Source organism: Chitinophaga barathri, assembly GCF_003807585.1.
GTDB lineage: Bacteria > Bacteroidota > Bacteroidia > Chitinophagales > Chitinophagaceae > Chitinophaga > Chitinophaga barathri.
Window position 1 is genome coordinate 343680 of the sequence record NZ_RMBX01000005.1, and the last position, 26461, is coordinate 370140.

A 26461-nucleotide genomic window follows, 5' to 3' on the forward strand; every position below is an offset into this window, starting at 1 on the left:
TTAATTTTAAAAATAATGCATTTCTTAATTTATAATTAAACTTAAAGTATGGAATTATAGAAAAGTACACGCAATTGTAAGAAAGCCCTACTTCCCAGCACAAAATGTGCAAATAGTTGTTCTTCAACGACTTTCTCTCAAAAAGATACAACCAGGAACATTCTTAGCCCAAATAGGGCTGAAGTCGCTTCAGTAAAACAACTCAATATTCACCATTAATATCATTCCTTTCACACCCACAATTGTAGGATAGCTGTAATAGCCGACCGGCGAATGGTTTTCAAACATTACTTCAGGATTAATCCTCCAATTGCTTTTTGGGGAAAATCAGAGAAAAAACTGAACCCTTGCTAGGGTCAGATTCAACAATTATAAACCCTTTATGTTTCTTCATAATCCTTTTTGACTGTGACAAACCCATCCCAATGCCATCAGACATCCCCTTCGAATTAAGTTTTGAAAACAAATCAAAAATCTGCTCAAAATGGGCTTTTTGAATGCCTATGCCGTTATCTTCAACACAGATTTTACAATAGAAGCCTGCTTCTCCAGGTAAATCCATCAGGTTTCTAAATTCATTCTCTTCAACTTCTTTAGAATATACCTGGATTATTGGAGCAATATCATCCCTGTGATAACTCAGCGCATTGTCCAACAGGTAATAAAACAGCCGAACAATCTCACCAGGCAAAGCCTGGATCCCAGGTAGAAAACTACTTTCAATGATGGCCTTTTTATCTGCTATTTTCAACTGCAATCTGGTGATAGCCTGTTTTAAAGCTAAGTTTAGGTCAACAAACTCGTACGCTGCGAACAAACTATTTTTATCGGAGAAATCTGTCAATTCTTTTATCATCAGCAAAAATTCTCCCGCGAGTAAATTTATCTTCTTTGCGATTGCTTTCCCATTATTGTTACTGCTTATGGACTTATCCTCAATGAGAAGATCCGAGTAAAGTCTGAGCTTTCTAAGCGGTTCCTGCAGCGTATGACGGCTGATGTGTGAATACTGTCGGATGTTATCGAGCGACTCTGTCAATTTCATTTCGGTCATCTCAAGCAACGACTCCTTTTCTTCAAGTTTGTCAATATTATAAAGGTGGAAGGATATCAGATCTGCAAATAAATTAAACATCGTAACCATATTCGATGCTTTTAAATTAAACGGCCGCGGGTCGATTGCACATAACGTTCCAAAGAAAGTTCCGTCTTTTAAAAAGATGGGTATTGAGATATAACTTTGGAATCCATACATTTTGGGAGTATGGTGATCTTTAAAATGATTATCGCAACTTACTTCATCGATTACAACCGGCTGTCCATGCTCCCTGATCTCGTTACAAATAGTTGTTTCGAGTTCTAATTCTCCACCTGGTTTTAATCCGAAATTAATTTCGTCTTTCACCGCGCAGGCAATCCATTTATTTTCCGTCACACGGGCAACTGCGGAAAAACCCATTCCCGTAGTCCGGCAGATAAGCTCCAATATCGACGGGACAATTTCCAATGACTGTACTTTTTGTACATCTCTTTGAAGCCGCTCTTCCAGATTGCTCATACAAAAAAAATTTAGTTTATCCAACCAGCCAAAGATAAAGTCAATTATCGATATAAGGTAGAAAGGCCGATACCAGTTATGGAGATTCTTCCAGGCATGAGGTTGGTACCGTTGGAAAGCTCGAACACCTTTGTATTAAACTCCGGTTCAAATCCTGCCAGAGAAGCAGAAAGGTATGATTTCTATCAATTCAGTTTATTTTTTTGGCCCGAAATAGGGATATAGTTCTATTTCCGCTCCTCCTCCATTCCGGCGCGGATCCTTTGTGTCCAGCATCCACGAATCCACTTTTTCCCTTAGCGCCGCCAGGGCAGCCGCATAATTTTTATCTGCTGCTACATTTTTCAACTGGTGCGGGTCGTAGCGCAGATCATACAATTCTTCTGCCGGACGTTTATGAAGCGCCAACGTTGTAAACGGCTCCGGCTGCTGTTTAACCAGAAATGCTTTGGATGGCCCCTTGTCAATATCACCATAAATCCCTTGGATGGATTCAGCATCGGGATTGCCAGCGGGCCAGCGATCCGGTTTAAGGTTACGGACATAAAGAAACTCTTTTGTGCGCACTGCTCTTACAGGATAGCCGATGTTACCTGCCCGCGCACGCGCATGGCGCTCCCGCTCAATAAAGACCTCGCTCCGGTGCGAGGTAGCTACACGTGTAAGCACCGGCAGCAGGCTTTTGCCATCCATTACGGCAGGAGGCTCAATGCCGGCCGCATCCAGGAAAGTGGCAGCGATATCTACCAGGTTTACAAAGCCGTCGAATACGTGGTCTCCCTTGATCCTACCCGCCCAGCAAACAGCCAGGGGCAAACGGGCACCGCCGTCATATACATTTGCCTTTGCACGTGGAAATGGGATGCCGTTATCGCTGGTCACCACTATTAGGGTATTCTCCAGGCGGCCCAGGCTATCCAGGAGCGTCAATATTTTATCCAGGACATTGTCAAAGCGCTGTACTTCGTAATAATAATCCAGCATATCATTCCTTGTTACAGGTACATCGGGCAGGAACGATGGTACTTTTACCTTGTTTGCTGCCAGACCTGCCGATGCGCCGGAGCCTTCCACATAAGAGCGGTGCGGATCGTTGCTACCATACCAAAAGCAGAAGGGTTGATCTGCCGGGAGATTCCTGAAAAACTCACGGTATTGTACCTGCGGGCCTGCCGGGTTATGATGATAGCCTCCAGCCTGATAATTGCCCGGCCCCCAGCCTTTGCCCTCTGAACCAACAACATAGCCGGCCTCCTTCAATAATTGCGGAAAGGTAGGGAATTCGGAAGGCAGGAACCCCCACAGGTTCACTCCCTGTTGCAGGCGATGCGGATAAAGACCGGTAAGCATAGCGGCGCGGGAGGGCGTACACGAAGGTGCAGCGCAATAAGCATTGGTGAACAGCACACCGTTCTTTGCTATACGGTCAAAGCCAGGCGTTTTCACGACGGGATCACCATAGGCGCCGGCATGAGGATAACCCCAGTCGTCAGCTAGTACAAATAATATATTGGGACGATCTTTCTTCTGCGCATATGCTATATGGGTAGCCAACAACAATAAAGAAAAAAACAGTGGTGTAAGATATCGGTTCATTATTATGTTTATTTACTGTATGTCTGGAATAGCTACATGGCTACCAGCTTTCTTATTTTGCACCTCCATTCCTATTACTAATTTAGGGTGTAAAAGATCAACAAAGAGAATAAAATGTGGAAAAAGTTGTGAACCCTCCTAAAATAAAATACTGATAAGCATTTTATTAAGCAAATAAGAGAAAGTACGTGCCATTAAAAGTAAATAGAAGTAAATAAAGAAAAGGGCTTACTTCCCGATACAAAAAGTGCAAGTTATTAAATATCAGTACTTTATCAGCAAAATGGTACAGGAAAGTTCATAAACCGCCCAAATCAGCCAATCCTCTCCCTGGGCTGACGCATTCATCCGAAAAAGTAGATGGAACGTCAGGAGTTAAGTATTTTTACAGAAATATTATTGCAATATATGGCCGCAGAAAATAAAAATCATTGGGAAAATGTATATGAGCAAAAAGGTCCCAGCGAGGTAAGTTGGACACAGGAAAGCCCACAGACTTCCCTCGACTTCATAAATGGCTTTGGTGTCGATAAATCAGCCAGCATAATTGATATTGGAGGAGGGGATAGCAAGCTCGTTGATTACTTACTGGATGCGGGTTATGAAAATATAACGGTATTAGATATCTCGTCAAAGGCCCTGGACAAGGCTAAGGCCAGGTTAGGGGAAAAGGCAGCAAAAGTAAAGTGGATTGTTAGCGATATTACCGAGTTTGATCCCCCCACCAGTTACGATATTTGGCACGACCGGGCTACTTTTCATTTCCTTACCACTCCTTCTCAAATTGAGAAATATCTTCATATTGCAGGTGAAAATGTTAAGGGATTTTTATCGATTGGGACATTTTCAGAAAACGGCCCTGAAAAATGCAGCGGTTTATTTATAAAAAAATATTCGGAGGATGAACTTTCAAGTGCTTTAAATAAATACTTTGACAAACTCGAATGCAGAAAAGAGGATCACATTACCCCTTTCGGAACTTCACAAAATTTCCTTTTCTGTAGCTTCCAGAGAAGGAGGAACTAGTAATCTCACTACCGCTGGCTATATCAGTCTTCTTGTTGCCTTCTTGTAGTCTACATATTCCTGGCCATGATGCTGCTCCAGATGGGTTTCTTCCAGCCTGATCTGCATCTGTATAATAACATAGGTCAACACGGATAATCAGAAAGTTACTGCATTGGGCAGTATCAGGAAGATGCCCGCCACCGTTAGGATCATTTCACCGCCGAAGGAAATTTCCATAATGCTATGCAATAAAAACTCACGGCACCCAAAAGCGCCGTGAGAAGAGTTTCTTACAATCGCAGCTTCAGGCCGCCGTTCACCACGAAGCCGTCCAGCGGGGCGTAAATATCCCTGAAAACCGGTTGCGATACCGTGCCGGTGTAAATCGTATCAAAGCGGGTTTGCCTTGCATCAAGGAAGTTCTCAAAGTTCACAAACAGGGAAAACCGCTCCCATATCTTCTCCACCATGAAACCGCATATCCAATACGGTTTGCCGGTGGTGCCGTCGCTTAATTCCTGTTTGCTGTAGTAATAGGCTTCCAGGCCGATCTTCCATTTTTCCTCCACCTCATACATCAACACATTATTCAGGCGGTGGCGGGCGGTCAGCGGGTTTTCCCGCTTCATGCCGTTTTCATTCAGCTGCGCATCGGTAAAGGTGTATCCTACAAACAGCTTAAAATCGCCGTAGCCGAGCTTTACATTCGTCTCCCAGCCCTTCGTGTTGATATATCCATCAACATTTTCCAGCCTGAAAAGGTTGCCCGGGGCATTGTTCAGCAGCAGCGGATCGTTGATACGGGTGTAAAAGAACAGCTGATTGATGCTGAAGCTGATCTTATCATCAAAAAGCCCGGTTCGGTAGTTTACATCCAGGTTCACGCCGTAGGAGCGTTCCAGTTCGTTTTCGTCCGCGTTGATGGGCAGCACAGACTTATACTGTATCCGTTCTGTTTCCTCTGTGAAGATGGTGGGCGTTTTGTAGCCCAGCCCACCACCCAGGCGGGACGATACTTTCGGCGAAAACTTGAATAACGCGGAAAGCCGCGGCAGTACAACGAATCCATAATCTACAATGTAATCGCCGCGCAGGCCAGTCTCTAGCTGGAGCCATTCGGTAGCTTTCCAGGTGTTCTGCACGAAAGCGCCCACGGTGTTCTGGTCGTAATCCCTTTTGGGAATGGTATCAGTCTGCTTTTCTTTGAAGTTATCAGTGTAAACGTTCAGGCCCATCACCCAATCCATATTCTCCCGCTGACGGCTATAAGTCGCCTCTGTATAGGACGACAGCTGTTTGCCGTCAAAAACATAATCGGGGATGGATATTTTGCGGTTGAAAAAGTTAACGGAGTTTTTGACCGTCAGGCTGCTGCCTTCACTGAGCTGGTGATCGAAAGCCAGCTGGGTGGAGAAACGGTCGGTTTTGTTCTTTTCAAAATAGCGGCGCGTATTGTCACCGCGGCCTTTGATATATTCAATATCCCCACCGGTACGATCTTCCGTGATATAATTCACACCGAAATTCATTTTCGTCCGTGGGCTGAAGTACAGGAACAGCTTTGGATTAATGACATACCGCTCAAACTTCGGGATGGCGGTAAAGCCGGTATTGGAGGGGTCATAGGCGCGGTTACTGTTACGGGAAGCAAACACCGTTAGCCCAACTTTCTCAAACCGCTGCCCATAGAACCCGCTCAGGTCAAGCCCGCCGGCGGATGTGCCATTTACCAGGAAACGAAGATCGCGTTCCTCGGTGGGCGTTCGGGAAATAAGGTTCACCAGGCCGGCGATAGCCCCGCCACCGTACAGCGTGGAGGCCGATCCCTTTATCACTTCCACCTGCTTCAGGTCCAGCGGCGGGGTTTGCAGCAAGCCCAGCCCACCGGAGAACCCGGCGTATAACGGGAAGCCGTCTTTGAGAATCTGCGTATAGCGGCCATCAAGGCCCTGTATCCTGATGCTGGAGTTCGCGGAAGTGGCTGAAACCTGCTGCGTCTGGATGCCGGTGCTTTCGTTCAGCATCATACGAATATCACCCGGTTTCATGTTTCCCTTTTCTTCCAGTTCCTCACCAGCGATAAACTCTACGCGGGTAGGGATGTCGCTGATACTGCGGTTGCTGCGGGTGGAGGAAATGACCACCTCTTCAATTTCTTCGCCTTCATGCTCCAGCAGAATGGTCAAGGCCTCTGACAACGGGAAGGTAAGGGTGTCTGTTCTTTCGGCGTAACCGACGAACCGGAAAATCACGACCTGCTTACCGGAAGGGATACCCGTAATGGTAATAAGGCCGTTTTCGTCCGCCGTTGCTCCTTTGTTCGTGCCCGCCAGGATGGCCGTAGCGCCAGCTAAAGGTTCTTTACTATCTGCGTCTTTGATTGTTGCGTTCAGTGTATGCTGAGCCATGCCCATCTGCGCCATGCATAGCATGAGCAGGGTGCTGATTATCTTACCCATTTTAATTTTTGTGAGTGCCTTAAAAATAATTGCAAAGCCCGCGTGCAAGCGGGTCATAAGAATGATGGTCAGGCTGCCTGGGGAGGTTGCCAGATGGCGGTGGCATATTCTGAAAGGAAATGCTCGATATATTCAAACTGGATGTTCTTACTGATCGCGGGTTGTGGAGTTAGAGCCAGCGTGAACTGCGGGATCACAGCACCGTGGCAGGTACTACAGGAGAAAAAAGGGCTGCACGGTGGCTCTGGCCGGTTGTGGTCGTGATCCTCTTCACCTGCACCGCCATGTTGCATGGCTATTTCATCTTCGCAGCAGAAATCATCCCCACAGCAGGGTACTGCCGATAAGGTCAGCACATACAGTGAAAATAAGATCATCAGCCATTTCATATGGTCAAATATACGAATGATTGGATTCTTATGCAATGGCGTAAAGCGGTTGGATTAAGCAGGGTTTTGTTCAGTACTATGTGGAGCAGATTCTACAAACGCCACTTCCGGCAAAAAATCCTTTGGCGAACAATTGAATATAACCGCGAACTTATTAAGATGCTGAACATTATACCGCTTACTATACTTAGGGCTTTCCGCCTGGCCCACAAACCCGTTGGAATTGAACCCGGCCTTCTCTGAAAGCTGCTCCTGCGACATATCCGCCGCCTCGCGTTTTTCGCGGACCTTGTCAATAACGTATATATCGATAGCGGATCTCATAGTAATCACCTATTGGTAAGTACAAAGGTGCCGGGATACGAAAACTTTGTCAATCACCTATAGGTAAGTATTTCAAAAAATCCCCTATCTTTGATGAGGATGCTACTAGGATAACGGCTTCTTTGGCAGGAAGTCCTGGGGACTGCATTCAAGTATCTTAGCTAACTGGTTCAGGTGCTTGATGTTATAATGAGAAGGATACTTCGAACTTTCCACCTTACCGATAAAACCCACGGACATATTCAGCTCAAACGCCAGCTCAGCTTGCGAGAGATTCTTCTCCAGGCGTTTCTCCTTTACTTTATTGATTACATAAGTATCGATCTTGCTTTTCATAATCACCTATAGGTAGGTATAAAGGTCAGGTGTTCCTGTCTTTAAGACAATCACCTATAGGAAAGTAAATAAAACAGATACCATGGAAACAGTAAAAATTGTCGTCATCAGGGATGATGTACTGGCTGCGGACACGGAGAAACTTTCCGCACAGCTATCGCAGGAATTTAGCCAGGTAACAACCAAATGCTGGAAGGTGGCTAAATCGCCGGACATCAAAAACAATTTGCACATCATCGGGCCTGACCTTCGCCATGAAAAAGCAATACCTGTCACAAAAAGCATCAGGAACAAAAACGAGGCAGTGCCGATCATAGCCGTCCGTACGGAATCCAGTCTTCCTTTCAAGCTATCAATGTTTGATGCAGGTGTGGATGACTACTTAGGGACGCCTTATGATGCCGGGGAACTGATCCGCCGTATCAGGGTTTTCCTGAAATGGACAAAGCGCCTGGAAGCAGACGGGTCGGTAATTTTTAAAATGGCTGACCTGCTCTTTGACTATAACAACCTGGTCGCAAAATTCGATTGCGGCTCGGTTAGCAGGTTAACCCAGCGGCAGGCCGATCTGCTGCGCTTCTTCAGCGAACATCCTGATGTGATACTGGATCGGGGAGAGATTCTTTACCATGTATGGGGGAAAGACGATTATTTCCTGGGCCGGAGCATGGATGTAATCATTACCAGCATTCGAAAAGTCCTTTCCGCCAGCCTGGCGGTCAGGCTGGAAACCATCCACGGGAAGGGCTTCATCCTTCACACTAAATAAACTATGAACATCATGAATAACACAGCGAACCGCCTGGATTCTATTTCCACGGCATTCAGACAGTTGGACGATCAGTTTCGTAAAAAAGTATGTGAGAAATGCGCGTGGAGCGAGGCCACCTATTACCGCAAGCGGAAGGAAGCCGGTCGTTTGTCGCCAGCTGAAAGCGCCACCATGCTGACTATTGCCCGGCAGTTAATCGGAAATCTTACTAAAACAGTTTCTAAATAATAAGCTATGAAAAAGAACACCACTGAAGATAAAACCATGTTGCAGGAGTTCCTTACTTCACCAAAAGCCTTAGCCAGGCTGCAACATTTACCGCTACAGCAACGAATACAGTTCGTTCAGACGGGCATTTCCAAGGTCCAGCTGACGGCTGTAAAGAAAATCCTGCATTTTGACTATGATCTATTAAGCCGCCTGCTGCTGATCACCAACCGGTCCCTGCATTTGAAAAAAGAGCATGATCTGTTCAGCACCAGCGTCAGCGACCGGATCATGGCCGTCCTGGAACTGTATAGTTTCGGCTATGAAGTCATGGGAGGATATGCGGATTTCCATGAATGGATGAAACAACCCAGCGAAAAGCTGCTGGCCCAATGCCCGCTTGACCTGATCACAACGCATCCGGGCCTGCTTGCGGTAAGGAACGCATTAACTGACATCCAATTCGGTCACCCTTAAATTTATGCTCATGAAATTGTTCCGGTTTGCGCATGAGAATGTAGCACATCTGCTCGTTAAAGACGCTCTGTTGGGCTGCTCCTTACATAGCGGCAGCCCTTTTTTCTACGCCTTTGATTCCGTTCCGTCTGCAATTATTGAAAGCCCGGTCTATACTGCATTGGGCGAAATTCCTCCGAAAATATTAACGGTGGAATATACAGTTCCCGAAGGTAGCCTTTACGTGATGAACCAGCCGGGCAGTCCTGTACATGGTGATTACTCCCGCGGGAATTATTATTTGGGAGAGTGGGTAAGCGGCTTCCTTAAAAAGAATGCCGCCCTTCTCGCTGCATACCCTTCGAAACATTGGGTATGGCAGCAGAATTATATCGTCAACCCGAAACATGAGCTGTTCAGGCAGGTGAGGATAACGGACATCCGAAGCATCCACAGGAAATAACGATCTCATTCGTTAGCCCGCCTGCGCAACTCTTCAGCGTCGGCCTCTTTGCGGACGGCTTCCTCCAGCAATCCCCGGCGCCGTTGCTGTTCCTGCTCTTTGGCACTCACCGCATCACGCATAGAATCCGGGCGGGCCTGTAAAAGACTGTCCGCCTTATATATCCATAAAAGCAGCGCCTTGTCATGCTGCAGGTGAAGGAAGCGGTACTTTATATCGGAAGCCCGGAGGTCATTCAATTTCTGACCGGTGTTGTACCAACAGGCCAGAACCACGGAAAGCGCCAGGAGTAAACCGGCTGCTATCCATAGGACTTTAGGAATATAATGATGGTGTTCATGAGGCAGGGGCTTGGAAAGTTCCTGCTTCAGCCCATCGATCGCAATCCGCAGCTGCCGTTGCTCCGCTTCAATACTTCCAGCTTTTATGCTGGAAACATGCAAAGCCGACTCCAGCGATTCCATCTTCCCGCTCAGCTTTTCCAGGTTTACGTTCTGCTTATTTAGTTCCTGTACGTCCTGTACCAGCTTATTAAGAACAAACTCATGTCGCTCGGATGCTTCTCTTAAAATCTGTGAAAAAATCTCGCTCATAACATGCTCTTTAGGTTACTGCTTCCGGCCTTTCTTCTTCCGCTTCCTTGCCTCCTTTAATAATTCATACGGCAAAGTGTCGCCGCTATATTCAGGCTTCAGCAGATCTTCCAGCAGATCGCCCGCGCCTTTTGCCAAACCGTTCACAAGTTCGGATAAGGACTGATCGAGGCTGGTAATCATTTTTCCTACAGGCTGTTGAGGAGCGGATAAAACCTGAGCTTTCGGCGTGGCCTGCTGACTGTTCCGGAATTGTGCAGCCATGATCTTTTCCAGGTTAGCCAGCGAAAACTTTCGGTCAACCTTGCTGCCTTTAAATACATCATCGCCGTATTTGAAGCTCACGCCTTGCCGTTCGGTTGTTTGTCCTTTGTATTTGTATATGGTTTCTATGCCCATTTCTTTCAGCAACATTTCCAGGTCACCCATGTACCGGCAGGATGGCAAGCAGTGCAATATGGCTGCATACACCCGGTAGCGGTTTTCCTCCATTTGGCTGAGGGCTTCCAGGTTTGTTAGCGAAAGGTCTTTCCTATTCGCCGGGGTAAGCCGGTAGTCCTTGGTGAGTTGCTGCGCAACCTTCTTCCCCCTGAACGCGATCCAACCGTCGTCTATCCACACGCCACTATTATCTACCATATTGGCGATGATATGCAGGTGAAGATGCGCCCGGTCTGTGTGCTTGGCAATGGCGAACTGTGTATCGGTTACCCCGAGGCTCTCCAGGTATTTCCGGCCAATCTCTTCAAGCGTCTCATCGGTAGGCTTTTCCCCTGGATAAAAGCTCAGGACGGCGTGAAAACATGCCTGTGTTCTTGAAGGAAGCAGCCCGGCCTGCTGGATGAAATCGTCCGCCATGTATTTGTAATTGTATTCCCTTACCCCCTCCGCGGCGATCACTTCAGCCCCGTCCTTGTTGCATATATACCGGCAGGCATGATAAAAGTGATGGCCGTCAAGTACTTTGCTTATCATTCTTCAGAAATTTTAAAAGTTCATCAATTTTTGCAACTGTTTCCTGAAAGTGCGCGGCGGTTTTCGTCATCCCTGCCTTGTTAAATTCCCTCACCACCTGGTTCAGGTTGTTCCCCACTCCGGCGAATTGCCGGATATAAGCCATTTGTTCCCTGGTTAACCGCGCCACTATCACGCCTTTTATAGCCGCCTCCCGTATATACTTTGACAGGGATGCGCCGGCAGATTTTGCCTTTTCCCGCAGGATAAACAGGTCTTGCCTGTCTACACGGATGCGTATAACCATATCCTTTTTTATTGCCTTGGGCGGCCTGCCTCCTGTATTCCTCTTCTCTTGTCCCTCTTGCATTTCGCTGTATTTAGAATTTCCAGTTCTCATTTAGTCCCCCATTGCGACCAACGGGAGCAATGGGCAAGCAGTTTTCGTCCTACGAAAACACCGCTTGCCTTAAAACGTAGCAAACGAAATACGGCGCTGAGAGCGTTACCGCATACAATCTGTTACCTGATCGCTTCATGGTTAAAAACCTTTGGGCTGTCAATGCCATGTTTGCGGATGCTGGCCTTCAGGTTCATCCAGAGCTGGATATTAAAATCCGCCAGGTCCATCAGATCATCCCGGTTCAATCCGTGCGGATTTGTCACTTTGCCGGGCGCATCACCTCCAGTGGAATCTTCGGTGAAAGAAAAAATATTCGGCGCATATCCTTCGCCGATCTCCAGACTTTTTGAAATGGCGATACTGCTGCCGTACAATTTCAATTGCTTCCCGCTGGACAGCGCCAGCGTTTTCCTTTTGATGTCTGCCATTGTTGTTTTTTTTTAAAATGAAGAATTACGTTACCTGCGAATCTTTTTCCCGGTTGGCGGGTGATCTTCCGCCGACGAATGGCCCGGGCTTCTCGCCCTGACTTCCCGGGCGATCCGCGCTGCGTTCTGCACATGCCATTCGTTCAAATCCTTCGCGCCTGCATACAACCCGCTGCCGTCATGAAAGGCAGGACTTTGTTTTATCGCGTGGCTGGTAAGCGTGCGCCCCGCGTTGTCATGATCCAGGTAAAGATTGATCCGGGGAAACTGCTGCATAAACGGCAGGCTCGCCTCGAATGCGGAAAGAGAATTTAAAATGAGGTAATTAGTTTCCGGCAACGATTGTTGCGCACGGATAACCAGGTAAGAAAGGAAATCAAAACATCCTTCAAAAATAGAAAGCTCCGTTCCGGCGGTGCGGATAAAGGTGAAGAACTTTGGCGAACTGCTGCCTTTGAACTGAGCGTTCCGCAGTTCAAAACCGCCCTGATCATTCCTGAAGCCGATGGCGTAATATGACCGCTCGTTCAATTCAAAACGCACTTCCCGGCAATACTGACGCGCCAGCTCCAGCGGAATATTCCGTGCAGCCAGGTATTGAATGAGCGCCGGGGAAACGATCTCATGCTCTGAAAGCAGATGAATCTTTTTCTTTTCATCGGCTTCCGCGGAAATGCTGATCATGGTCCCGCGGCCCGCCGCGGGTTGTTGCCGGTGAAAAGAAAAACCATTGCCGAGCCTGTCCATAAATTCCGCAATGCCGCAGCCGAAGTACGCCACCCCAAAATCAATGATGCTGCCACCCTTCCCGTTCCCATGGTCGAACCACAGGTTCAGCTTCCGGTCAACCTTGAACGATGCCGTTTTTTCATCCCGAAGTGGCGAAAGATACCAGTGATCCGTTCCCCGCACCTTTTGCGGCGTGTGGCCGAGGGAGGCCAGGTAATCCACCAGGTCGATCCGTTTTGCCTCTTCAAATGTGAGCCTCATGACGGTTCGTTTTGGATGGGTAAATCCCCGCGTGACCGCAGGCGTTTAATATCTTCTTCCAGCTCTGAACGGTAGAATACCTTCTTGCGAGGCCCGAGGTCGTGGCGGCGTATTATGGACATTTCGACCAGCTTGCGGAGGGTGGGAGCGGAAATGCCCAACACTTTGCAGGCTTCCCTGATGGTCAGCGGAGTTTCAGCGGGATCTCTTGGCAGGGGGAGATTTTTCTGAAGGCAGGAGGTAACGATGCCTTCTATAAAGAGTCGGGCCTGCTCCAAACTAAAGCCTATAAACTGCATCTGTTCTGACATCTTCTAAAAGTTTGTTGCAGAACAAATATGCATCAGGCAAAATCCGGTTTAAGGCAAAGAGCGGAAAATGGGTGTAAAACCGGACTTTATTTTTTAATAATCAACTCTTTTTTTCATCTAACTACCTGAATATTAGCACATAGAACTCAAATAGAGGAAAATATATTCAACGATATAATACAGTATTTTTTTGCAGTAGATTTCCTAAAAACAGGAAAATGAGGGGTGCATTGGTATTCTAAGCCTCCGCTTCTTCACTTTCCAAAGCAGAAGCTCCTGCAAACAATTCTTCTCGGGTTATTGATTCTACTGTAAGTTTTCCAGTTTTTGAAGCGGATGTTTCAAAATTAAGGTTGACAAAAATGACATAGTAGACCTTACTATTAAATTCGATCCGGCAGGGGAACTGCGGCTTTACACCATTTTGCACAATCTCGATTTCCACAGGATCAACATTAAATACAACCAGGTAACCGACGTGTTTGTTGTAGTCATTCGTATACTTTACAATCTGACTGAAACCACTGATAACCCGGTTCTTTCTATATTGCTTGTCTTTATCATAGATCTTTATCTCCAGCACTAAAGGATTTTTAGTATCAATTAAACCTACAATATCTGTTCGTCCTGATGAAGTTTGAGGGGTCGAGAACGGATATTCAATCCCTTGGTCAAATAAATACATCCTAAGATCGTCCTCAAAAACTTTCTCAAAATTGGTCGCAACAGAACGATACTTTCCCAATAAGCTCCCTGCCAAGAACCATTCTGTCCGGCGTTTGTACTTTTCAAGTAAATAGAGTGTGGAATTTTCCTCGTCCAGTTGATCGTGGACATATGTTATCATAGGGTCAACATAATGCTCTGCAAAAAACCGCAGCTTATCGGTAAAACCTTTGCCCCATCCGTAAGTCTGAATTATAGCTACCGGCTGTCCATTCCTAAAAACTTGCATATTTAAAGCAAAAGCTACTGCTGCAGCAAATTTTGCGCTTGTATGCACTTTAGGGCGAACATTAGGATCATTATCAAGCTCTTCTTTAAATTCTGCTATCTTTTCTTGGGTTAAGCCACTATCGTCCACTGCTTCTTGAAGAATTGCCATTATATGAGCATTCCCCTCTAACTTTTCAATCAATTGGAAATACTGGCCTGCGGCACTGTGCAAGTCCGCTTTATAAAAGCGCGAACGCCATTCCTGCAGATTACTTCTTAAATTATGACCGGTATAAAGCATTCTTTGTTATTTAAACATTTTAAACAAATTGTCTAAGCCCTTTTGAATATCTCTTGCAGCATTATGAGCAGAACCACTATCGTCTATCAACTTAATATTTTCTTTGCAGTTATGGCATATGATGGTCCGCTCAAGCCGTACATCAATCAGCTCAATTTCGATCCCGAAGTCGCAGGTGGGGCACTCTATATTTAACGAAACAGAATCAATTTCAAACATGTTTGAGGATTTTCCAGTTGGATTTTTGAGTGTATCTAATTTACAGATTTCTTATAAATTAAAAAACACGCTGGGGCCATTACTTTTTCTTCCGAGTTTGTAAAAATTTATTAGTTATCTCGATCAAAGGGGATAAGGATTTCTGAACACGTCTTGCTTTCTCTGTATCAATCTTACCAGCGCTGAGTTCTGTAAAGTTTGCGAAGGGCTTTCCGTCTGCGCTAAAAACTCTGACTTTGCGATCAATCACAGGCCATGAAACAATAAGAATTCCACTATTCTTCAATTCCTGGAACAGTACTTTGTATTTCTGATTATCAAGATTCGGTCCCTTTACAAGTTCAAGCGTAGAACTGTCTTCTTTCGTGAAGAAAGTAGAAAAATCTTCTAATATATATGGTTGCCGGAAACCTTCTTCGAGATAGTCAAAAAGGAACTTTATTACCTTATGTATCTCGTCCGCCGGAATATCATCATTCAATTTCAAATACGTGTAAAGACTGGCCTCCCTTTCCCGCCGTTTCGCCGGTGCGGCTGGCAATTCCTCAGCAACATCTTCCGTCGTCTCCACATCCATATTCCGCAACAAAGTTTGCAGCTGTTCACGGAATTGCAGCCGCTGCTTTTTATCTATGTCCATGATATGAAGAAAATCCCCGTAATACTGAAACTTGGAATTTTTCAACAGCGCCCACTTCTGCCGGTGATCTGCATTCTGAAGATCGTACTGATAAGCCTGTGGAAACTGCTGTAGCAAATCGTCCAGGTGAAGTAATTGTTGCCGGCTCAGCTTCTCCAGTCGAGGGAAGATATCAAACAACAATATGGATTCCTCAAAATTGAAATACAGGTAACGACTGTACCAGTCGAAATGCGTTAGGAGGTTTTTATTATTCAGACGGTAGGGGCAGGTGAGAAAGGAAATGCAATAATGATTATACCGCGCGTGGGTAACTAACTTTTCATAATCCAGGGATATGATGGGGCGTTTCCCCTGGTCATTGTAAGGCACTTCCCGGAGATAAAAATTTGTCTCCGAAATCCTCACCATCATAGGCACATCTTTTACATCTTTCAACGTTGTCATACTCACAAGATTTTGCCGGTTCAATATATATGAATATACGAAATATGGCCCTTCGGACAAAATTCCCTCGTTTATCCCCTCAGGTTATTTTCCTGCAAATATCTGGTCACATAATCGTCTACCGAAAAACCACTGTCCTTATCCTGCTGCGCCATCCACCGCAGAATTTCCGACTTCCTGAATTTGTACAGCTTGCCTACCTTAAAGAATGGTATTTCTCCCCGCGAACATTTGCTGTAAATGATGTTGATGTCGAGCCGGAGAAAGTCCGCGACTTCGCGGGCGGACATGATGCTTTCCTCCAGATGCGGCTTCGATGCGTTGCGTGCCCATTCCAGCAGCTCCGCCAGCATTTCCTTCACACGGCGGATGTCTGATTCCATGTTTTCCAAACGTTGTTCAAAAGCTGTAACACTCATATCCTCAGTTTTTCATGTTATAACGAGCCTTGGCAGCGGCTTTCACCTTGTTCGTGTCCGGCACCTGGGCGTAAATCTGCGTAGTCTTAACGTGTTTGTGATTCAGCATTTTGCTGACGATGTAGATGTCTTCTCCTTTCTCGATGAGGTCGGTGGCGTAGCGATGCCGCCAGTTATGGAACTTCGCTTTATCGTGAACGCCCGCGCGGGCAAACCAATCCTTCAGCTTACTGCGGGTACGGTGATAATTCAGGTCCGGGAAGATCAACGCATCTTTCTCACCTGGCTTCCCCAAGATGTTCACCGCCTGCTGGCTGATGTAATGTTTAAACGAACGTTCCGGCTTTGGATCGATAATGTGGAAGTACCACGAATCCAGCGAGGCAGAATGATGCAGGTCACCCCACTTAATGATCTTGATGGCGCTGAACCTGAAGCCGGTCAACAATGCAAAGAGCGAAGAGCGGAAAACAGTATCATCATCAATCAGCGTTTCCATCAGCAGGCGCAGTTCTTCATCGTCGATGATGTCACGCGGTGAATCTACGTTACTGATGCGCGGCACACGCAGCGTATAATCTTCCGGCAGATACTTATCAAGGAAAGCAGTCTGTACGATCAGCGCGAACTTGTCATAGTATGATGCGGCGGAGTTTTGATTGAGCTTGATGGATGCGGATTTCAGCGATTCCGTGGACAGCAGGAAGAATTTAAACTTCTTCATGAATTCTTCATCGATATGCCGGAACGGAAGAAAATCACCTACCCACTTTTTCAGGTATTTCACAGCGGTTTCGTAATGATTGGTATCTACTTTCTCTTTCTGCTTGCCGCGTATAAAGTTGAGTGCATACAAGTAAAAATCAGCTTCCAGTGCGTCTTTGTTGAAGATGCCATTTGCGTCCAGCATGAGCGCCTTCATGCGCTTCAGGTATATCTTCTCCGCTATCTCCATGAACAGCTTGTTCTCCTGCACTTCCAGCGATGAAACAGGATTGGCATGAATATACAGGTTCAGGAATTCGCGCCGCGTGTACTGCTTCGTATGCGGGTTCCATACGGAAGGGTAATAATCGATGTAAAGGCTCAACCGCCCGTTCTTCAGCGGCTTCTTCCTCAATGTCCCTCTCATACGTTACTGAATTTGGTGACGAGATATTTGACAACGGTTTCCCGGTGAAAAAGAAGACTGCGCCCCACTTTCATCTTCGGGAAGCCAGGTTCTTTTATCAGCCTGAACAGCGTGCGTTCGCTGATGCTGGTCACTTCAGCCAGTTTCTTTATATCGATCAGATCGCCCGCCTCTTGACTGACAGCAGCCTCCGCAGGCTTTTCTCTCATGGAAGTCTGCACCAGCCGTTCCTTCACGCCGTCCGTTGCTTTCTTGATCCGTTCTTTCTTCTCACGCAGTTTGTAATTCCGCCGTGCACAATTCAGCGAACAATATTTCGTCGTCGTTTTTTGCGCGACAAAAATTTCGTTGCAATGCTCACAAACTTTCTTAATCCTCAAATTGCTGCTCATGGATAAAATTTTAAGCGAAAGATGCTGGTTCAAACTGTCCGAAAATGCCTTTTACCGCCTAATACTGCCTTAAACTGTCAAATACTGCCATTATTTCCCTATTTCCCCTACGTAGTTTGTACCTCAGTATCTTGATACTAAACTACGGGAATACTGTCCAACAAAAAAATAAATCAATGGAAAAAATAGAGAATCATTCAGAATGCAGTACTGATAAGCATTACGTTAGGTAATTATAGAAAACTATATGCAATTAAAAGAAAGGGCTTACTTCCCGATACAAAACTTCGAAAATATAAAATCTAACCTATCCTCATTCGTCACCTCCCCCGCAATATCCGCGAGATAATGCAAACACCTGCGTATATCCAGCGCCAGCAGATCTCCCGGCAGTCCCGCATCCATCCCGCCTTTCACATCGCGGAGAGAAGTGTACACTTCCTGTAAAGCGGAGTAATGGCGTACATTGGTAATGATCGTGTTTTCGGTGTTTACCGCGCCGCCCATTACCTGGTATACCAGTTGATCTTTGAGCGCGCCGATCTGTGCATGGTCGCGGGCGGAGATAAAAATGATACCGGGTATCATCGCGAATTTGGCGCGGGTTTCTTCGGCGCCCAGGACGTCCGTTTTGTTCCCGACCAGCAGGTACGAAATTCCTTCTTTATCAAATTCATGTACCTGGTGCAGCACATCATCCACTGATAATTCCGATACGTCAAAAAGATAGATGACGATCCCGGCTTCGCGCATTTTTTCGAGAGACTTCCGCACGCCGATGCTTTCGATCGTGTCCGTGCTTTCGCGGATGCCCGCGGTGTCTATCAGGCGGAACAGGATGCCGCCGATGTTGAGTATTTCTTCGATGGTATCGCGGGTAGTGCCGGCTATCTCGCTTACGATGGCCCTGTTTTCGTTCAAAAGTGTATTGAGGAGCGTCGATTTACCGGCATTGGGGCGGCCGATAATCGCGGTGTTTACGCCGTTTTTGATCACATTGCCTACTTTGAAGGAAGTAACCAGTTTTTCTACCTCTGTCAGCGATTCGTTCACGAGTGTGTAAAGCGCGGTGCGGTCGGCAAACTCTACGTCTTCCTGGCTGAAGTCCAGCTCCAGTTCGATGAGGGCGGAGAACCGGATCAGCTGCTCGCGCAGGGCCTGCAGTTCGCGGGAGAAGCCGCCGCGCATTTGCTGGAGCGCGGTTTGATGGCTGGCTGCCGTGTTGCTGGCGATGAGGTCTGCTACGGATTCGGCCTGGGTGAGGTCCAGTTTGCCGTTGAGGAATGCGCGCTGGGTGAATTCACCGGGCCTGGCCAGCCGGGCGCCGGAAGCGATGCAGGCTTCCACGATCTGCTGCTGGATGTAGGGAGAGCCGTGGCAGGATATCTCCACAACCTCTTCACCGGTATAGGAGCGCGGGGCGCGGAAAAGGCTCACCACCACCTCGTCTATCACCCGGCCCTGGAAATGCAGCCCTCCGAAGTGGAGGGTATGGCTGGGCTGTGCAATAAGGTCTTTGGAGGGGAATAACTTGTCCGTAATGCTGATGGCCGCCGCGCCGCTGAGCCTTATTACGGCTATGGCACCTACCCCCGGGGCTGTAGCGATGGCAACAATGGTATCGTCATGACCGCCTAACTTTCCTATCATGGGCCAAAATTAAATAAAAAAATTCCCCCGGCGGACTGCCGGGGGAACTTAATATTTCATACTAGCTTGAGACTAAATACTACTCTTGGAGGGTAAAGCGGATCGGCAGGTTGAACTGCACAGATACCTGGCGTCCGTTCTGTTTACCGGGTTTCCACTTCGGCATTTTTTTCACCACGCGGATGGCTTCTTCTTCAAGACCGCCACCTTTGGGTGCGCCTACGGTTTTCACATCCTTGATCTGACCTTCTGAGTCAACCACAAAGGATACGAATACTGTACCGGAGATGCCGTTTTCAGTTGCCAGATGCGGATAACGGATGTTATTGCTCAGGAACTTGTTGAGTGCATCGTCACCACCCGGGAAGGTAGGAGGCTGCTCCACGAAGGTGAAGATTTCCTCTTTCGGGGGCGGGGGCGGAGCATCTACTACGCCGGAACCTTTGGAATCGTTGATCAGACCCGGGTCGATACCGTTAGGATCGCCTTCCACCGTTTTGGTAGATACGGCTTTATCCTTGATCTCGTCGAGTTTCACCAGTTCTTCTTCGGCTTTTACTTCTTCATCTTTTTTGATCACCGGCGGCGTGAACTGCACTGAAGGTTTCACGGGCGGCGGTGGTGCGGGCGGCGGCGGAGGCGGCGGCGGAGTTTTCGGATCATCCGGCAACTTCACGTCCTCCAGTTTAATATCCTCGATTACAGGCTTAGTGTTCTTGTCTGCGTCGCTGCCCTTCAGATTCAGATAAATCAGATAGCTACCGACGATCAACAAGGCCAATGCAGCTGTACCCAGAATGGAGTTCCGCACGCGCTGGTCGTACTTCTTGCGAAGTTCATAAGCGCCGTAGTTCTTGTTCCTGTCTTCAAACAGGATGTCAAGAAAGTCGGACTTAAGGATTTTAGCTGAATCCATTGTTACATGTTTATTGATGGATGCAAAAAATTAGTTTTTCCATAAATCCTACTGAATGCCGTTGGAGGCTTCAGTGGATTTGATCCATTGCTTGTCCTGGTCGCTGATATCCACCGTTGCATAACGCTGGATACGGTTGATAGCCATTTCATCCAATAAATCTACAAAGTTCTGATAAGTGGCGCCATCATCTGCCTTGATGATCACAACCACATCTTCGGGCTCTCCCTTAAAGTTACGCAGCCTGGCTACTTCATCGCGCTTCTTGATGATCACGTCGCGGATGCCGCCGGTATTGGCAAACGATGTTGCTTTAAAGAAGTCCGGGTTACTGGAGGCATTGGGGTCTTGAGCCAATCCCTCGTAGTAGTATACCTGGTTCTTTTTGCCAAGGAGGATCGTGAGAGCGGTACTTTCCTTCACTTTGTTCTGCTCTTCCTGCTTCTCAGTATCCTTGGGCATGATCAGATCCATGGTCTTGGGCTTAGACATGGTGGTAGTCAACATGAAGAAGGTGATCAGGAGGAATCCCAGATCCACCATCGGAGTCATGTCTACACGGGTGGAAAGCTTTTTCGATTTCGTTCCACTATCGTGTTTACCACCGCCCTTACTACTGGTATCCATTTCAGCCATGGTAGCAAATTTTTTTTGGTCTGTTAATGTTGTTTACTGTTCGCCTGCAGCCATTACTGGTGCTCGGCTTCAAATATTGCAGCTGCGGAACCCGCCGGTTTGGATTCCAGGTTGGTCACCAGGTTCAGCTTCTGGATCTTCTTCTCTTTGAAGGTATCCAGGATCCTTTTGATCACCGGGTAAGGCGTTTCGTTGTCAGCTTTGATGCAATATTTCAGCTTGTTGTTGTTTCCCTGGGCGGAACGGGCATATTCGATCCAGATGGCGAGCTCATTGTTGGTAGAGTCCATCGGGATACCCGTTTCAACTTTGGAATTCTTACGCTGGTCCGCTGACAGGTTCAGTACCTGTTTCAGGTTCTTAAAATCCGAGCCAACGCTGGAACCGATCGTAAAATTCCTGATTTCAGCAGGGCCGAGACCAAGTTTAAAGTTGGTATTCAGGTCCTCGATCAGTTGTTTTCTTTTGGGCTGACCGTCCATGCTGAAGAAAACCCTGCCATCCTTGTCTACCGTCAGCAAAATCACGTCGGAATCCGGCAGTAATTGCGTGTTGATAGAGGACGGAGTAACCACAGCCACCGGCTCGTCCGGCTTAAACTTGGTCGCCAGCATGAAGAAGGTCAGCAGCAGGAAGGCCACATCACACATCGCAGTCATGTCGATGAGGGTGCTTTTCCTGGGCATTTTTACCTTTGGCATCTTACTCTCCTTTTATTTGGTTCACTTAATTAGATTCAATTCTCCGCAGATTCCACACTATAATTTACGAAATTATTTGTGGTTGGCAGCGAAAGACTGTGTCAAAGTAAAGCCAGATTCGTCAATAGCGTAAGTGATGCTATCGATATTGGTAGTGAAGTAGTTGTACATAACGATCGCTACAGCGGAAGTACCGATACCTAAAGCGGTGTTAATCAACGCCTCAGAGATACCAAGTGCCAGCGCAGCAGAGTCAGGTGCACCGCTGGAAGACATCGCGGAGAACGCCTTGATCATCCCGAGTACTGTACCGAACAGGCCGAGCAGGGTAGCTACGGAAGCGATAGTGGACAGGAACACCAGGTTCTTTTCCATCATCGGCAGTTCCAGCGCAGTGGTTTCTTCGATCTCGTTTTTGATGGTCAGGATCTTCTGATCCGTGTCCAGCTCAACGTTGGAGATCATTTCTTTGTACTTTTTCAGACCTGCTTTCAGTACGTTACCTACAGAACCTTTCTGTTTGTCGCACTCAGCGAGAGCAGCGTCAACATTTTTGTTAGCCAGGTGATACTGTACTTTACGTACCAGCTCAGAACCACTGAATTTACCTTTGGCTTTTGCCAGGTACAGGAAACGCTCAATTACGAAAGTGAGGCAGATCAACAGGGTAGAGATCAGAATAGGCACGATTGCACCGCCTTTGTGTACAGTACCAAACCATTTGCCGATACCTGCTTCAACCGGGTGATTCTCAGGATTGCCGCCTTGGAAATTCGCAGCATTTCCTAATACGAAAGCATAAAAAACGTACCCGATGACAATACAAATGGGCACAGCCAGGATCGCAAATAAGTTGGAAGACTTCTTGGCCTGATGAGAGGATGTTTTGGCAGCAGCTGCAGTCACAGTTGTTTTAGTCTCAGCCATGTTGATTGAATTTTAGTGTTAAAAATTAAACTGTTTGTTTGTTAGTAATTAAGATTTAGATCGCATTTTTTCTCAAACTCACAAAAATAACCAGCTTATAATCAGTGATTCGCAAAGTTATAAGCCTTCCTCAAAAAAACAAGTGTCACCCAAGAAATTTAACCATGCACCTCAAAGCCCCGTCAACAGAGCGTTTCCACCTTTCACATTTATTGAGCAAACACTTAAATAAGTAAAACAAATAATATAACTAGTTCTGTCCTCTTCCAACCAGGCCCTCACTGTTAAGGGAATCGATTGATATTTTTTCAAAGTTGGACGCACAATTTAAGAAAATTTTCAAATGTTCCAACAAAAATTTAATTCATTGCTTAAACGCGGGCTACCTTCACTAGCGTGGAGTTTCGGTCGTTGGCATGGCAATTAGTGTTCTCACATCCGTTCCCGGCAATTTACAGCTTTTTCTTTCCGTTCCTACCCCTCTTTTGCACATTTATGGATTTTTATCTGTTAATTTAACACTTATCCCTTTCTTTGTTTACAATAATTCCTTTACAAATCAATAAAACCACCAACAACCAATGTATTTACCGAGCAAATTAACGGCTGCGGTCGCAGGCCTTATCTGCGCCGCATGCACGTTCACCCCCTATACCGCCGGGGCACAGAGAAAGAAAAAAGACGACAAATCTAAACCCGCCGCCACAGCTCCTGCCAAAGACTCTACCAAACCCGCCGGACCTCCCGCGGGCGGACCACCCAAACCCGCTCCCAAAAAGTTCACGGAGTTCATCACTCCCAAAGCGAAAGCGGACTCCGGTATGTTCAACATCTACAAACAGGACGATAAGTTCTTCGTAGAGATCCCGGACAAACTGATCGGAAGGGACATCCTCGTGGTAAACCGTATGTCCAAAGCTGCCGCAGGCATGCGCGTGGGAATGTTCGGCTTCGGTGGCGACCAGATCAACGAAAACGTGATCCGCTTCGAAAAAGGACCCAACAACCGCGTCTTCCTGAAGAACATCTCCTTTGCCGAGCGTTCTAAAGACTCCACCCAGCCCATGTACATTTCCGTACTGAACTCCAACATCCAGCCCATCGTTGCTTCTTTCGACGTGAAAGCCTTCTCCAAAGACAACAACGGCTCCGTTCTGGACTTCACCGACTATATCAGCGGCGATAACGATATCCTGTTCTTCGACAGCGGCCTGAAAGGTATGCTCAAACTGGGCCCTCCCCAGGCGGACAAATCCTATATCCAGGACGTACGCTCCTACCCGGGCAACGTGGAGATACAGACCGTTAAAACTTACTCAAAATCCGGCTCCTCTCCCATGCCCGGCATGCCCCCCACCGGCGGCGGATTTGCTACCCTCGAGCTGAACAGCTCCCTGGTACTGCTGCCTGAAGTGCCCATGCAGCCGCGCTACTTCGACCCCCGCGTTGGTTTCTTCGCAACCAGCCTTACAGACTTCGATGCGGACCCCCAGGGCGTAAAACGCCTCACCATGGTGACCCGCTGGCGCCTTGAGCCCAAGGCCGAAGACGTGGAGAAATGGAAAAAAGGAGAACTCGTGGAACCTAAAAAACCCATCGTATTTTATATTGATCCCGCTACCCCCGCCAAATGGCGTAAATACCTCATCCAGGGTGTGAACGACTGGCAGGGCGCTTTCGAGCAGGCCGGTTTCAAAAACGCCATCTACGCTAAAATGGCGCCTACCAAACAGGAAGACTCCACCTGGAGCCTTGAGGACGCCCGTTACTCCGCTATCGTATACAAACCTTCCGATGTGCCCAACGCCTCCGGCCCGCACGTACACGATCCCCGCTCCGGCGAGATCCTGGAAAGCCACATCAACTGGTATCACAACGTAATGCGCCTCCTGCGCAACTGGTACTTCATCCAGGCCGCGCCAAACGATGAGCGCGCCCGTAAAATGACCTTCGACGATGAGCTGATGGGCGAACTGATCCGCTTCGTATCTTCCCATGAAGTGGGCCACACCCTCGGCCTGCGCCACAACTTCGGCTCCAGCTCCGCGTACCCGGTTGAAAAACTGCGCGACAAGAACTGGATCAAAGAAAACGGCCACGCGGCTTCCATCATGGACTACGCCCGTTTTAACTATATCGCGCAGCCCGGAGACGGCATCACCGGCGCAGACCTTTACCCCCGCATCAATCATTACGACAAATGGGCGATCGAATGGGGTTATAAAGCCATCCCCGGCACCGATGAAAATTCCGAAAAGAGCACCCTCAACAAATGGGTGATCGCCAAAATGCAGGATAAAAAGTACTGGTTCGGCACCGAATCAAACCCTGACGATCCCCGCAGCCAGAACGAAGACCTTGGCGACGACGCCATGAAAGCCAGCGGTTACGGTATCAAAAACCTCCAGCGCATCATGCCTAACCTCATGGCCTGGACCCGTACCGAAAATGAAGGTTATGCCACCCTGGGCGAGCTGTACGGCGAAGTACTGGGCCAGTATACCCGCTACATGGGCCACGTGGCCAAAAACGTGGGCGGTATCTACGAAACACCGAAAACGGTTGAGCAAAACGGCGCCATTTATGAAATCGTGCCGAAAGCCAAACAGAAAGAAGCGGTAAGTTTCCTCCAGGCACAACTGTTCACCACCCCTACCTGGCTGATCAACAAAGACATCCTGACCAGGATCAAGGCGGACGCGCCCACCCTCATCCTGGGCCGCCAGGAAGCCGTACTCGGCCGCCTGCTGAGCGCAGCCACGCTGAACAAACTGCTGAACGCCGAAGCCATGGAGTCCGACTCCTACAAAGCAGCGGATTATATGAACGATCTGAGGAAAGGCGTATTCTCCGAGCTGGCTACCCGCAAACCGATCGACATTTACAGAAGGAACCTGCAGAAAGCTTACGTGAAAAGCCTGACCGGGCTGCTCAGTATGCCGGACCTGAGCGGCATGTCCCTTGCTTTTGCCGTTACGGTCCCCAATCCTACCCGGACGGACGTAACGAGCCTTGCCCGCGCACAGCTCGCAGCCATCCGCACCGAAGCACGCAGCGCAGCCGCGGGCGCACCGGACGCTATGAGCCGCTACCACCTGCAGGACCTGGCAGACCGTATCACCACGGCGCTGGATCCTAAATAAGGAACGCATTTACACTGTATAAAACAAAACCGCCCCCGCAGCAATGCCGGGGCGGTTTTTTAATAAGAAAGGCCCGCCCGGGATCGGGCGGGCCTGTTATTTACCCTATACTAATAAAAGTACAGTGTAAAAATACCGGCTTGTTATGCATTGTATCTGCGCACTGTCACCACCATTTCCCGTTTGCGGGATAATTGCGGTTCCCGGGGATGTTGTTCACGATAAAAGCCACCAGTATCAGCAGGAACACACCGGTAGCCACCGGGCTCAGCACATACAGGTACCCCAGCGCCCTGATCTTCTGGCTGCCGGCTACGGCCAGCAAAGCGGTGGCCCCGCCGGGCGGGTGTACGGTCTTTGTCATCTGCATGACAACTATAGAACAGGCTACGGCCAGCGCCCCGGCCAGCCACTCCCAGTCCGGGTTCGGGATGAGCATACACATGGTAACCCCTGTAATCGCGCTCAGCACATGCCCGCCGATCACATTGCGGGGCTGCGCCAGCGGGCTTTGGGTATGGCCGTAAATGAGCACGGCGGACGCCCCGAAAGAGCCCAGCACAAAGAGGTTGTCCCTCGCGGGCAGGTAAAAATGGTTCAGCGATCCTATCAGGCCTACGCCCAGTAAGGCCCCGAGAAAAGACCAGGCCATATCTTTCTTGTCTACCAATGTTTCGCGGTATATTACATAACGCGCTATCCTGTAAGTCCGTTTAATGCGATGCTTCATGGGATGCAAAAATACACCTATCAAT

General features: G+C 47.9%; 28 protein-coding genes. 6 read left to right on the forward strand and 22 right to left on the reverse strand.

From position 1 onward, the window contains the following. Window positions 1–298: 298 nt before the first annotated feature. Window positions 299–1558 (reverse strand): GAF domain-containing sensor histidine kinase, encoded by a 1260-nt coding sequence (locus EG028_RS11230; RefSeq protein WP_120516431.1) that lies wholly within the window; start codon window positions 1556–1558, stop codon window positions 299–301. Window positions 1559–1753: 195 nt separating this feature from the next. Next, window positions 1754–3154 carry a sulfatase family protein gene (locus EG028_RS11235; protein ID WP_120516430.1) on the reverse strand — a complete coding sequence of 467 codons (1401 nt, stop codon included), beginning with the start codon at window positions 3152–3154 and terminating at the stop codon, window positions 1754–1756. A 360-nt stretch (window positions 3155–3514) separates the two neighbouring features. Here EG028_RS11235 and EG028_RS11240 point away from each other — a divergent pair, with 360 nt between their 5' ends. Then, window positions 3515–4180 carry a class I SAM-dependent methyltransferase gene (locus tag EG028_RS11240; protein ID WP_206614431.1) on the forward strand — a complete coding sequence of 222 codons (666 nt, stop codon included), beginning with the start codon at window positions 3515–3517 and terminating at the stop codon, window positions 4178–4180. 272 nt (window positions 4181–4452) lie between these two features. Here the strand turns inward: EG028_RS11240 and EG028_RS11245 are convergent, their stop codons facing one another. From EG028_RS11245 to EG028_RS11260, 3 genes are all read right to left on the reverse strand, one after another. Then, complete coding sequence (locus EG028_RS11245) at window positions 4453–6621, reverse strand: TonB-dependent receptor (RefSeq protein ID WP_120516428.1); 2169 nt, start codon at window positions 6619–6621, stop codon at window positions 4453–4455. A gap of 68 nt (window positions 6622–6689) precedes the next feature. Next, the gene (locus tag EG028_RS11250; RefSeq protein WP_120516427.1) at window positions 6690–7010 is read right to left on the reverse strand and encodes a DUF6660 family protein; all 321 of its coding nucleotides are present in this window, start codon (window positions 7008–7010) and stop codon (window positions 6690–6692) included. 429 nt (window positions 7011–7439) lie between these two features. Next, window positions 7440–7670: a helix-turn-helix domain-containing protein gene (locus EG028_RS11260; protein WP_120516425.1), complete on the reverse strand. Its 231-nt coding sequence runs from the start codon at window positions 7668–7670 to the stop codon at window positions 7440–7442. A gap of 82 nt (window positions 7671–7752) precedes the next feature. Here EG028_RS11260 and EG028_RS11265 point away from each other — a divergent pair, with 82 nt between their 5' ends. Genes EG028_RS11265 through EG028_RS11280 form a run of 4 tightly spaced genes read left to right on the forward strand, consistent with a single transcriptional unit; the run spans window position 7753 to window position 9568 of the window. Then, entirely contained in the window at window positions 7753–8439 is a 687-nt protein-coding gene (locus EG028_RS11265; RefSeq protein ID WP_120516424.1) for a winged helix-turn-helix domain-containing protein, read from the forward strand. Between the two features lie 12 nt (window positions 8440–8451). Next, window positions 8452–8670 carry a hypothetical protein gene (locus EG028_RS11270; protein ID WP_123864639.1) on the forward strand — a complete coding sequence of 73 codons (219 nt, stop codon included), beginning with the start codon at window positions 8452–8454 and terminating at the stop codon, window positions 8668–8670. Between the two features lie 6 nt (window positions 8671–8676). Continuing rightward, window positions 8677–9126, forward strand: coding sequence for an MbcA/ParS/Xre antitoxin family protein (locus tag EG028_RS11275; protein ID WP_120516423.1), 450 nt, complete (start codon window positions 8677–8679; stop codon window positions 9124–9126). Between the two features lie 10 nt (window positions 9127–9136). Then, window positions 9137–9568 (forward strand): hypothetical protein, encoded by a 432-nt coding sequence (locus EG028_RS11280; RefSeq protein ID WP_120516422.1) that lies wholly within the window; start codon window positions 9137–9139, stop codon window positions 9566–9568. A 5-nt stretch (window positions 9569–9573) separates the two neighbouring features. On the opposite strand, the gene EG028_RS11285 is transcribed toward EG028_RS11280, so the two are convergent. From EG028_RS11285 to EG028_RS11360, 16 genes are all read right to left on the reverse strand, one after another. After that, on the reverse strand, window positions 9574–10161 hold the full coding sequence (locus EG028_RS11285; RefSeq protein WP_120516421.1) for a hypothetical protein: 588 nt from the start codon (window positions 10159–10161) through the stop codon (window positions 9574–9576). A gap of 15 nt (window positions 10162–10176) precedes the next feature. After that, window positions 10177–11136 (reverse strand): relaxase/mobilization nuclease domain-containing protein, encoded by a 960-nt coding sequence (locus tag EG028_RS11290; protein ID WP_120516420.1) that lies wholly within the window; start codon window positions 11134–11136, stop codon window positions 10177–10179. Beyond that, window positions 11117–11515 carry a plasmid mobilization protein gene (locus EG028_RS11295; protein WP_120516419.1) on the reverse strand — a complete coding sequence of 133 codons (399 nt, stop codon included), beginning with the start codon at window positions 11513–11515 and terminating at the stop codon, window positions 11117–11119. The genes EG028_RS11290 and EG028_RS11295 overlap by 20 nt, the downstream gene beginning before the upstream one ends. A 122-nt stretch (window positions 11516–11637) precedes the next feature. After that, window positions 11638–11946, reverse strand: a complete 309-nt coding sequence (locus tag EG028_RS11300) for a hypothetical protein (protein WP_120516418.1) — start codon at window positions 11944–11946, stop codon at window positions 11638–11640. 30 nt (window positions 11947–11976) lie between these two features. Further along, window positions 11977–12936, reverse strand: coding sequence for a toprim domain-containing protein (locus EG028_RS11305; protein ID WP_120516417.1), 960 nt, complete (start codon window positions 12934–12936; stop codon window positions 11977–11979). Next, a complete protein-coding gene (locus EG028_RS11310) occupies window positions 12933–13247 on the reverse strand; it encodes a helix-turn-helix domain-containing protein (protein ID WP_120516416.1) in 315 nt (104 codons plus the stop codon). Before EG028_RS11310 ends, EG028_RS11305 begins: the two co-directional genes overlap by 4 nt. Before the next feature lie 238 nt (window positions 13248–13485). Beyond that, entirely contained in the window at window positions 13486–14484 is a 999-nt protein-coding gene (locus EG028_RS11315) for a hypothetical protein (protein WP_120516415.1), read from the reverse strand. A gap of 298 nt (window positions 14485–14782) precedes the next feature. Continuing rightward, window positions 14783–15790, reverse strand: coding sequence for a hypothetical protein (locus EG028_RS11320; protein WP_123864640.1), 1008 nt, complete (start codon window positions 15788–15790; stop codon window positions 14783–14785). Window positions 15791–15861: 71 nt separating this feature from the next. Continuing rightward, entirely contained in the window at window positions 15862–16209 is a 348-nt protein-coding gene (locus EG028_RS11325) for a helix-turn-helix domain-containing protein (protein ID WP_120516413.1), read from the reverse strand. Between the two features lie 4 nt (window positions 16210–16213). After that, a complete protein-coding gene (locus EG028_RS11330) occupies window positions 16214–17341 on the reverse strand; it encodes a tyrosine-type recombinase/integrase (RefSeq protein ID WP_120516412.1) in 1128 nt (375 codons plus the stop codon). After that, the gene (locus tag EG028_RS11335) at window positions 17338–17733 is read right to left on the reverse strand and encodes a helix-turn-helix transcriptional regulator (protein ID WP_120516411.1); all 396 of its coding nucleotides are present in this window, start codon (window positions 17731–17733) and stop codon (window positions 17338–17340) included. Before EG028_RS11335 ends, EG028_RS11330 begins: the two co-directional genes overlap by 4 nt. A 267-nt stretch (window positions 17734–18000) precedes the next feature. Next, window positions 18001–19383 carry a tRNA uridine-5-carboxymethylaminomethyl(34) synthesis GTPase MnmE gene (gene mnmE, locus EG028_RS11340; protein ID WP_120516410.1) on the reverse strand — a complete coding sequence of 461 codons (1383 nt, stop codon included), beginning with the start codon at window positions 19381–19383 and terminating at the stop codon, window positions 18001–18003. Window positions 19384–19462: 79 nt separating this feature from the next. Continuing rightward, window positions 19463–20299: an energy transducer TonB gene (locus tag EG028_RS11345; protein WP_120516409.1), complete on the reverse strand. Its 837-nt coding sequence runs from the start codon at window positions 20297–20299 to the stop codon at window positions 19463–19465. A gap of 48 nt (window positions 20300–20347) precedes the next feature. Continuing rightward, a complete protein-coding gene (locus EG028_RS11350; RefSeq protein ID WP_120516408.1) occupies window positions 20348–20935 on the reverse strand; it encodes an ExbD/TolR family protein in 588 nt (195 codons plus the stop codon). 53 nt (window positions 20936–20988) lie between these two features. After that, window positions 20989–21636 (reverse strand): ExbD/TolR family protein, encoded by a 648-nt coding sequence (locus tag EG028_RS11355; RefSeq protein WP_120516407.1) that lies wholly within the window; start codon window positions 21634–21636, stop codon window positions 20989–20991. Between the two features lie 72 nt (window positions 21637–21708). Then, window positions 21709–22542: a MotA/TolQ/ExbB proton channel family protein gene (locus EG028_RS11360; RefSeq protein WP_241559101.1), complete on the reverse strand. Its 834-nt coding sequence runs from the start codon at window positions 22540–22542 to the stop codon at window positions 21709–21711. Window positions 22543–23144: 602 nt separating this feature from the next. Between EG028_RS11360 and EG028_RS11365 the strand changes: the two genes are divergently transcribed. Next, window positions 23145–25706: a zinc-dependent metalloprotease gene (locus EG028_RS11365; protein WP_120516405.1), complete on the forward strand. Its 2562-nt coding sequence runs from the start codon at window positions 23145–23147 to the stop codon at window positions 25704–25706. 166 nt (window positions 25707–25872) lie between these two features. Here the strand turns inward: EG028_RS11365 and EG028_RS11370 are convergent, their stop codons facing one another. Next, entirely contained in the window at window positions 25873–26436 is a 564-nt protein-coding gene (locus EG028_RS11370) for an HPP family protein (protein ID WP_120516404.1), read from the reverse strand. Between the last annotated feature and the right edge of the window lie 25 nt (window positions 26437–26461).

Bases quoted from the DNA above. Each gene is read 5' to 3' on its own strand.
- mnmE (WP_120516410.1), bottom strand. From the start codon at position 19,383: ATGATAGGAAAGTTAGGCGGTCATGACGATACCATTGTTGCCATCGCT.
- EG028_RS11365 (WP_120516405.1), top strand. From the start codon at position 23,145: ATGTATTTACCGAGCAAATTAACGGCTGCGGTCGCAGGCCTTATCTGC.
- EG028_RS11280 (WP_120516422.1), top strand. From the start codon at position 9,137: ATGAAATTGTTCCGGTTTGCGCATGAGAATGTAGCACATCTGCTCGTT.
- EG028_RS11250 (WP_120516427.1), bottom strand. From the start codon at position 7,010: ATGAAATGGCTGATGATCTTATTTTCACTGTATGTGCTGACCTTATCG.
- EG028_RS11245 (WP_120516428.1), bottom strand. From the start codon at position 6,621: ATGGGTAAGATAATCAGCACCCTGCTCATGCTATGCATGGCGCAGATG.
- EG028_RS11345 (WP_120516409.1), bottom strand. From the start codon at position 20,299: ATGGATTCAGCTAAAATCCTTAAGTCCGACTTTCTTGACATCCTGTTT.
- EG028_RS11350 (WP_120516408.1), bottom strand. From the start codon at position 20,935: ATGGCTGAAATGGATACCAGTAGTAAGGGCGGTGGTAAACACGATAGT.
- EG028_RS11275 (WP_120516423.1), top strand. From the start codon at position 8,677: ATGAAAAAGAACACCACTGAAGATAAAACCATGTTGCAGGAGTTCCTT.
- EG028_RS11265 (WP_120516424.1), top strand. From the start codon at position 7,753: ATGGAAACAGTAAAAATTGTCGTCATCAGGGATGATGTACTGGCTGCG.
- EG028_RS11235 (WP_120516430.1), bottom strand. From the start codon at position 3,154: ATGAACCGATATCTTACACCACTGTTTTTTTCTTTATTGTTGTTGGCT.
- EG028_RS11260 (WP_120516425.1), bottom strand. From the start codon at position 7,670: ATGAAAAGCAAGATCGATACTTATGTAATCAATAAAGTAAAGGAGAAA.
- EG028_RS11310 (WP_120516416.1), bottom strand. From the start codon at position 13,247: ATGTCAGAACAGATGCAGTTTATAGGCTTTAGTTTGGAGCAGGCCCGA.
- EG028_RS11315 (WP_120516415.1), bottom strand. From the start codon at position 14,484: ATGCTTTATACCGGTCATAATTTAAGAAGTAATCTGCAGGAATGGCGT.
- EG028_RS11240 (WP_206614431.1), top strand. From the start codon at position 3,515: ATGGAACGTCAGGAGTTAAGTATTTTTACAGAAATATTATTGCAATAT.
- EG028_RS11370 (WP_120516404.1), bottom strand. From the start codon at position 26,436: ATGAAGCATCGCATTAAACGGACTTACAGGATAGCGCGTTATGTAATA.
- EG028_RS11290 (WP_120516420.1), bottom strand. From the start codon at position 11,136: ATGATAAGCAAAGTACTTGACGGCCATCACTTTTATCATGCCTGCCGG.
- EG028_RS11295 (WP_120516419.1), bottom strand. From the start codon at position 11,515: ATGAGAACTGGAAATTCTAAATACAGCGAAATGCAAGAGGGACAAGAG.
- EG028_RS11325 (WP_120516413.1), bottom strand. From the start codon at position 16,209: ATGAGTGTTACAGCTTTTGAACAACGTTTGGAAAACATGGAATCAGAC.
- EG028_RS11330 (WP_120516412.1), bottom strand. From the start codon at position 17,341: ATGAGAGGGACATTGAGGAAGAAGCCGCTGAAGAACGGGCGGTTGAGC.
- EG028_RS11270 (WP_123864639.1), top strand. From the start codon at position 8,452: ATGAATAACACAGCGAACCGCCTGGATTCTATTTCCACGGCATTCAGA.
- EG028_RS11355 (WP_120516407.1), bottom strand. From the start codon at position 21,636: ATGCCAAAGGTAAAAATGCCCAGGAAAAGCACCCTCATCGACATGACT.
- EG028_RS11320 (WP_123864640.1), bottom strand. From the start codon at position 15,790: ATGACAACGTTGAAAGATGTAAAAGATGTGCCTATGATGGTGAGGATT.
- EG028_RS11335 (WP_120516411.1), bottom strand. From the start codon at position 17,733: ATGAGCAGCAATTTGAGGATTAAGAAAGTTTGTGAGCATTGCAACGAA.
- EG028_RS11305 (WP_120516417.1), bottom strand. From the start codon at position 12,936: ATGAGGCTCACATTTGAAGAGGCAAAACGGATCGACCTGGTGGATTAC.
- EG028_RS11300 (WP_120516418.1), bottom strand. From the start codon at position 11,946: ATGGCAGACATCAAAAGGAAAACGCTGGCGCTGTCCAGCGGGAAGCAA.
- EG028_RS11285 (WP_120516421.1), bottom strand. From the start codon at position 10,161: ATGAGCGAGATTTTTTCACAGATTTTAAGAGAAGCATCCGAGCGACAT.
- EG028_RS11230 (WP_120516431.1), bottom strand. From the start codon at position 1,558: ATGAGCAATCTGGAAGAGCGGCTTCAAAGAGATGTACAAAAAGTACAG.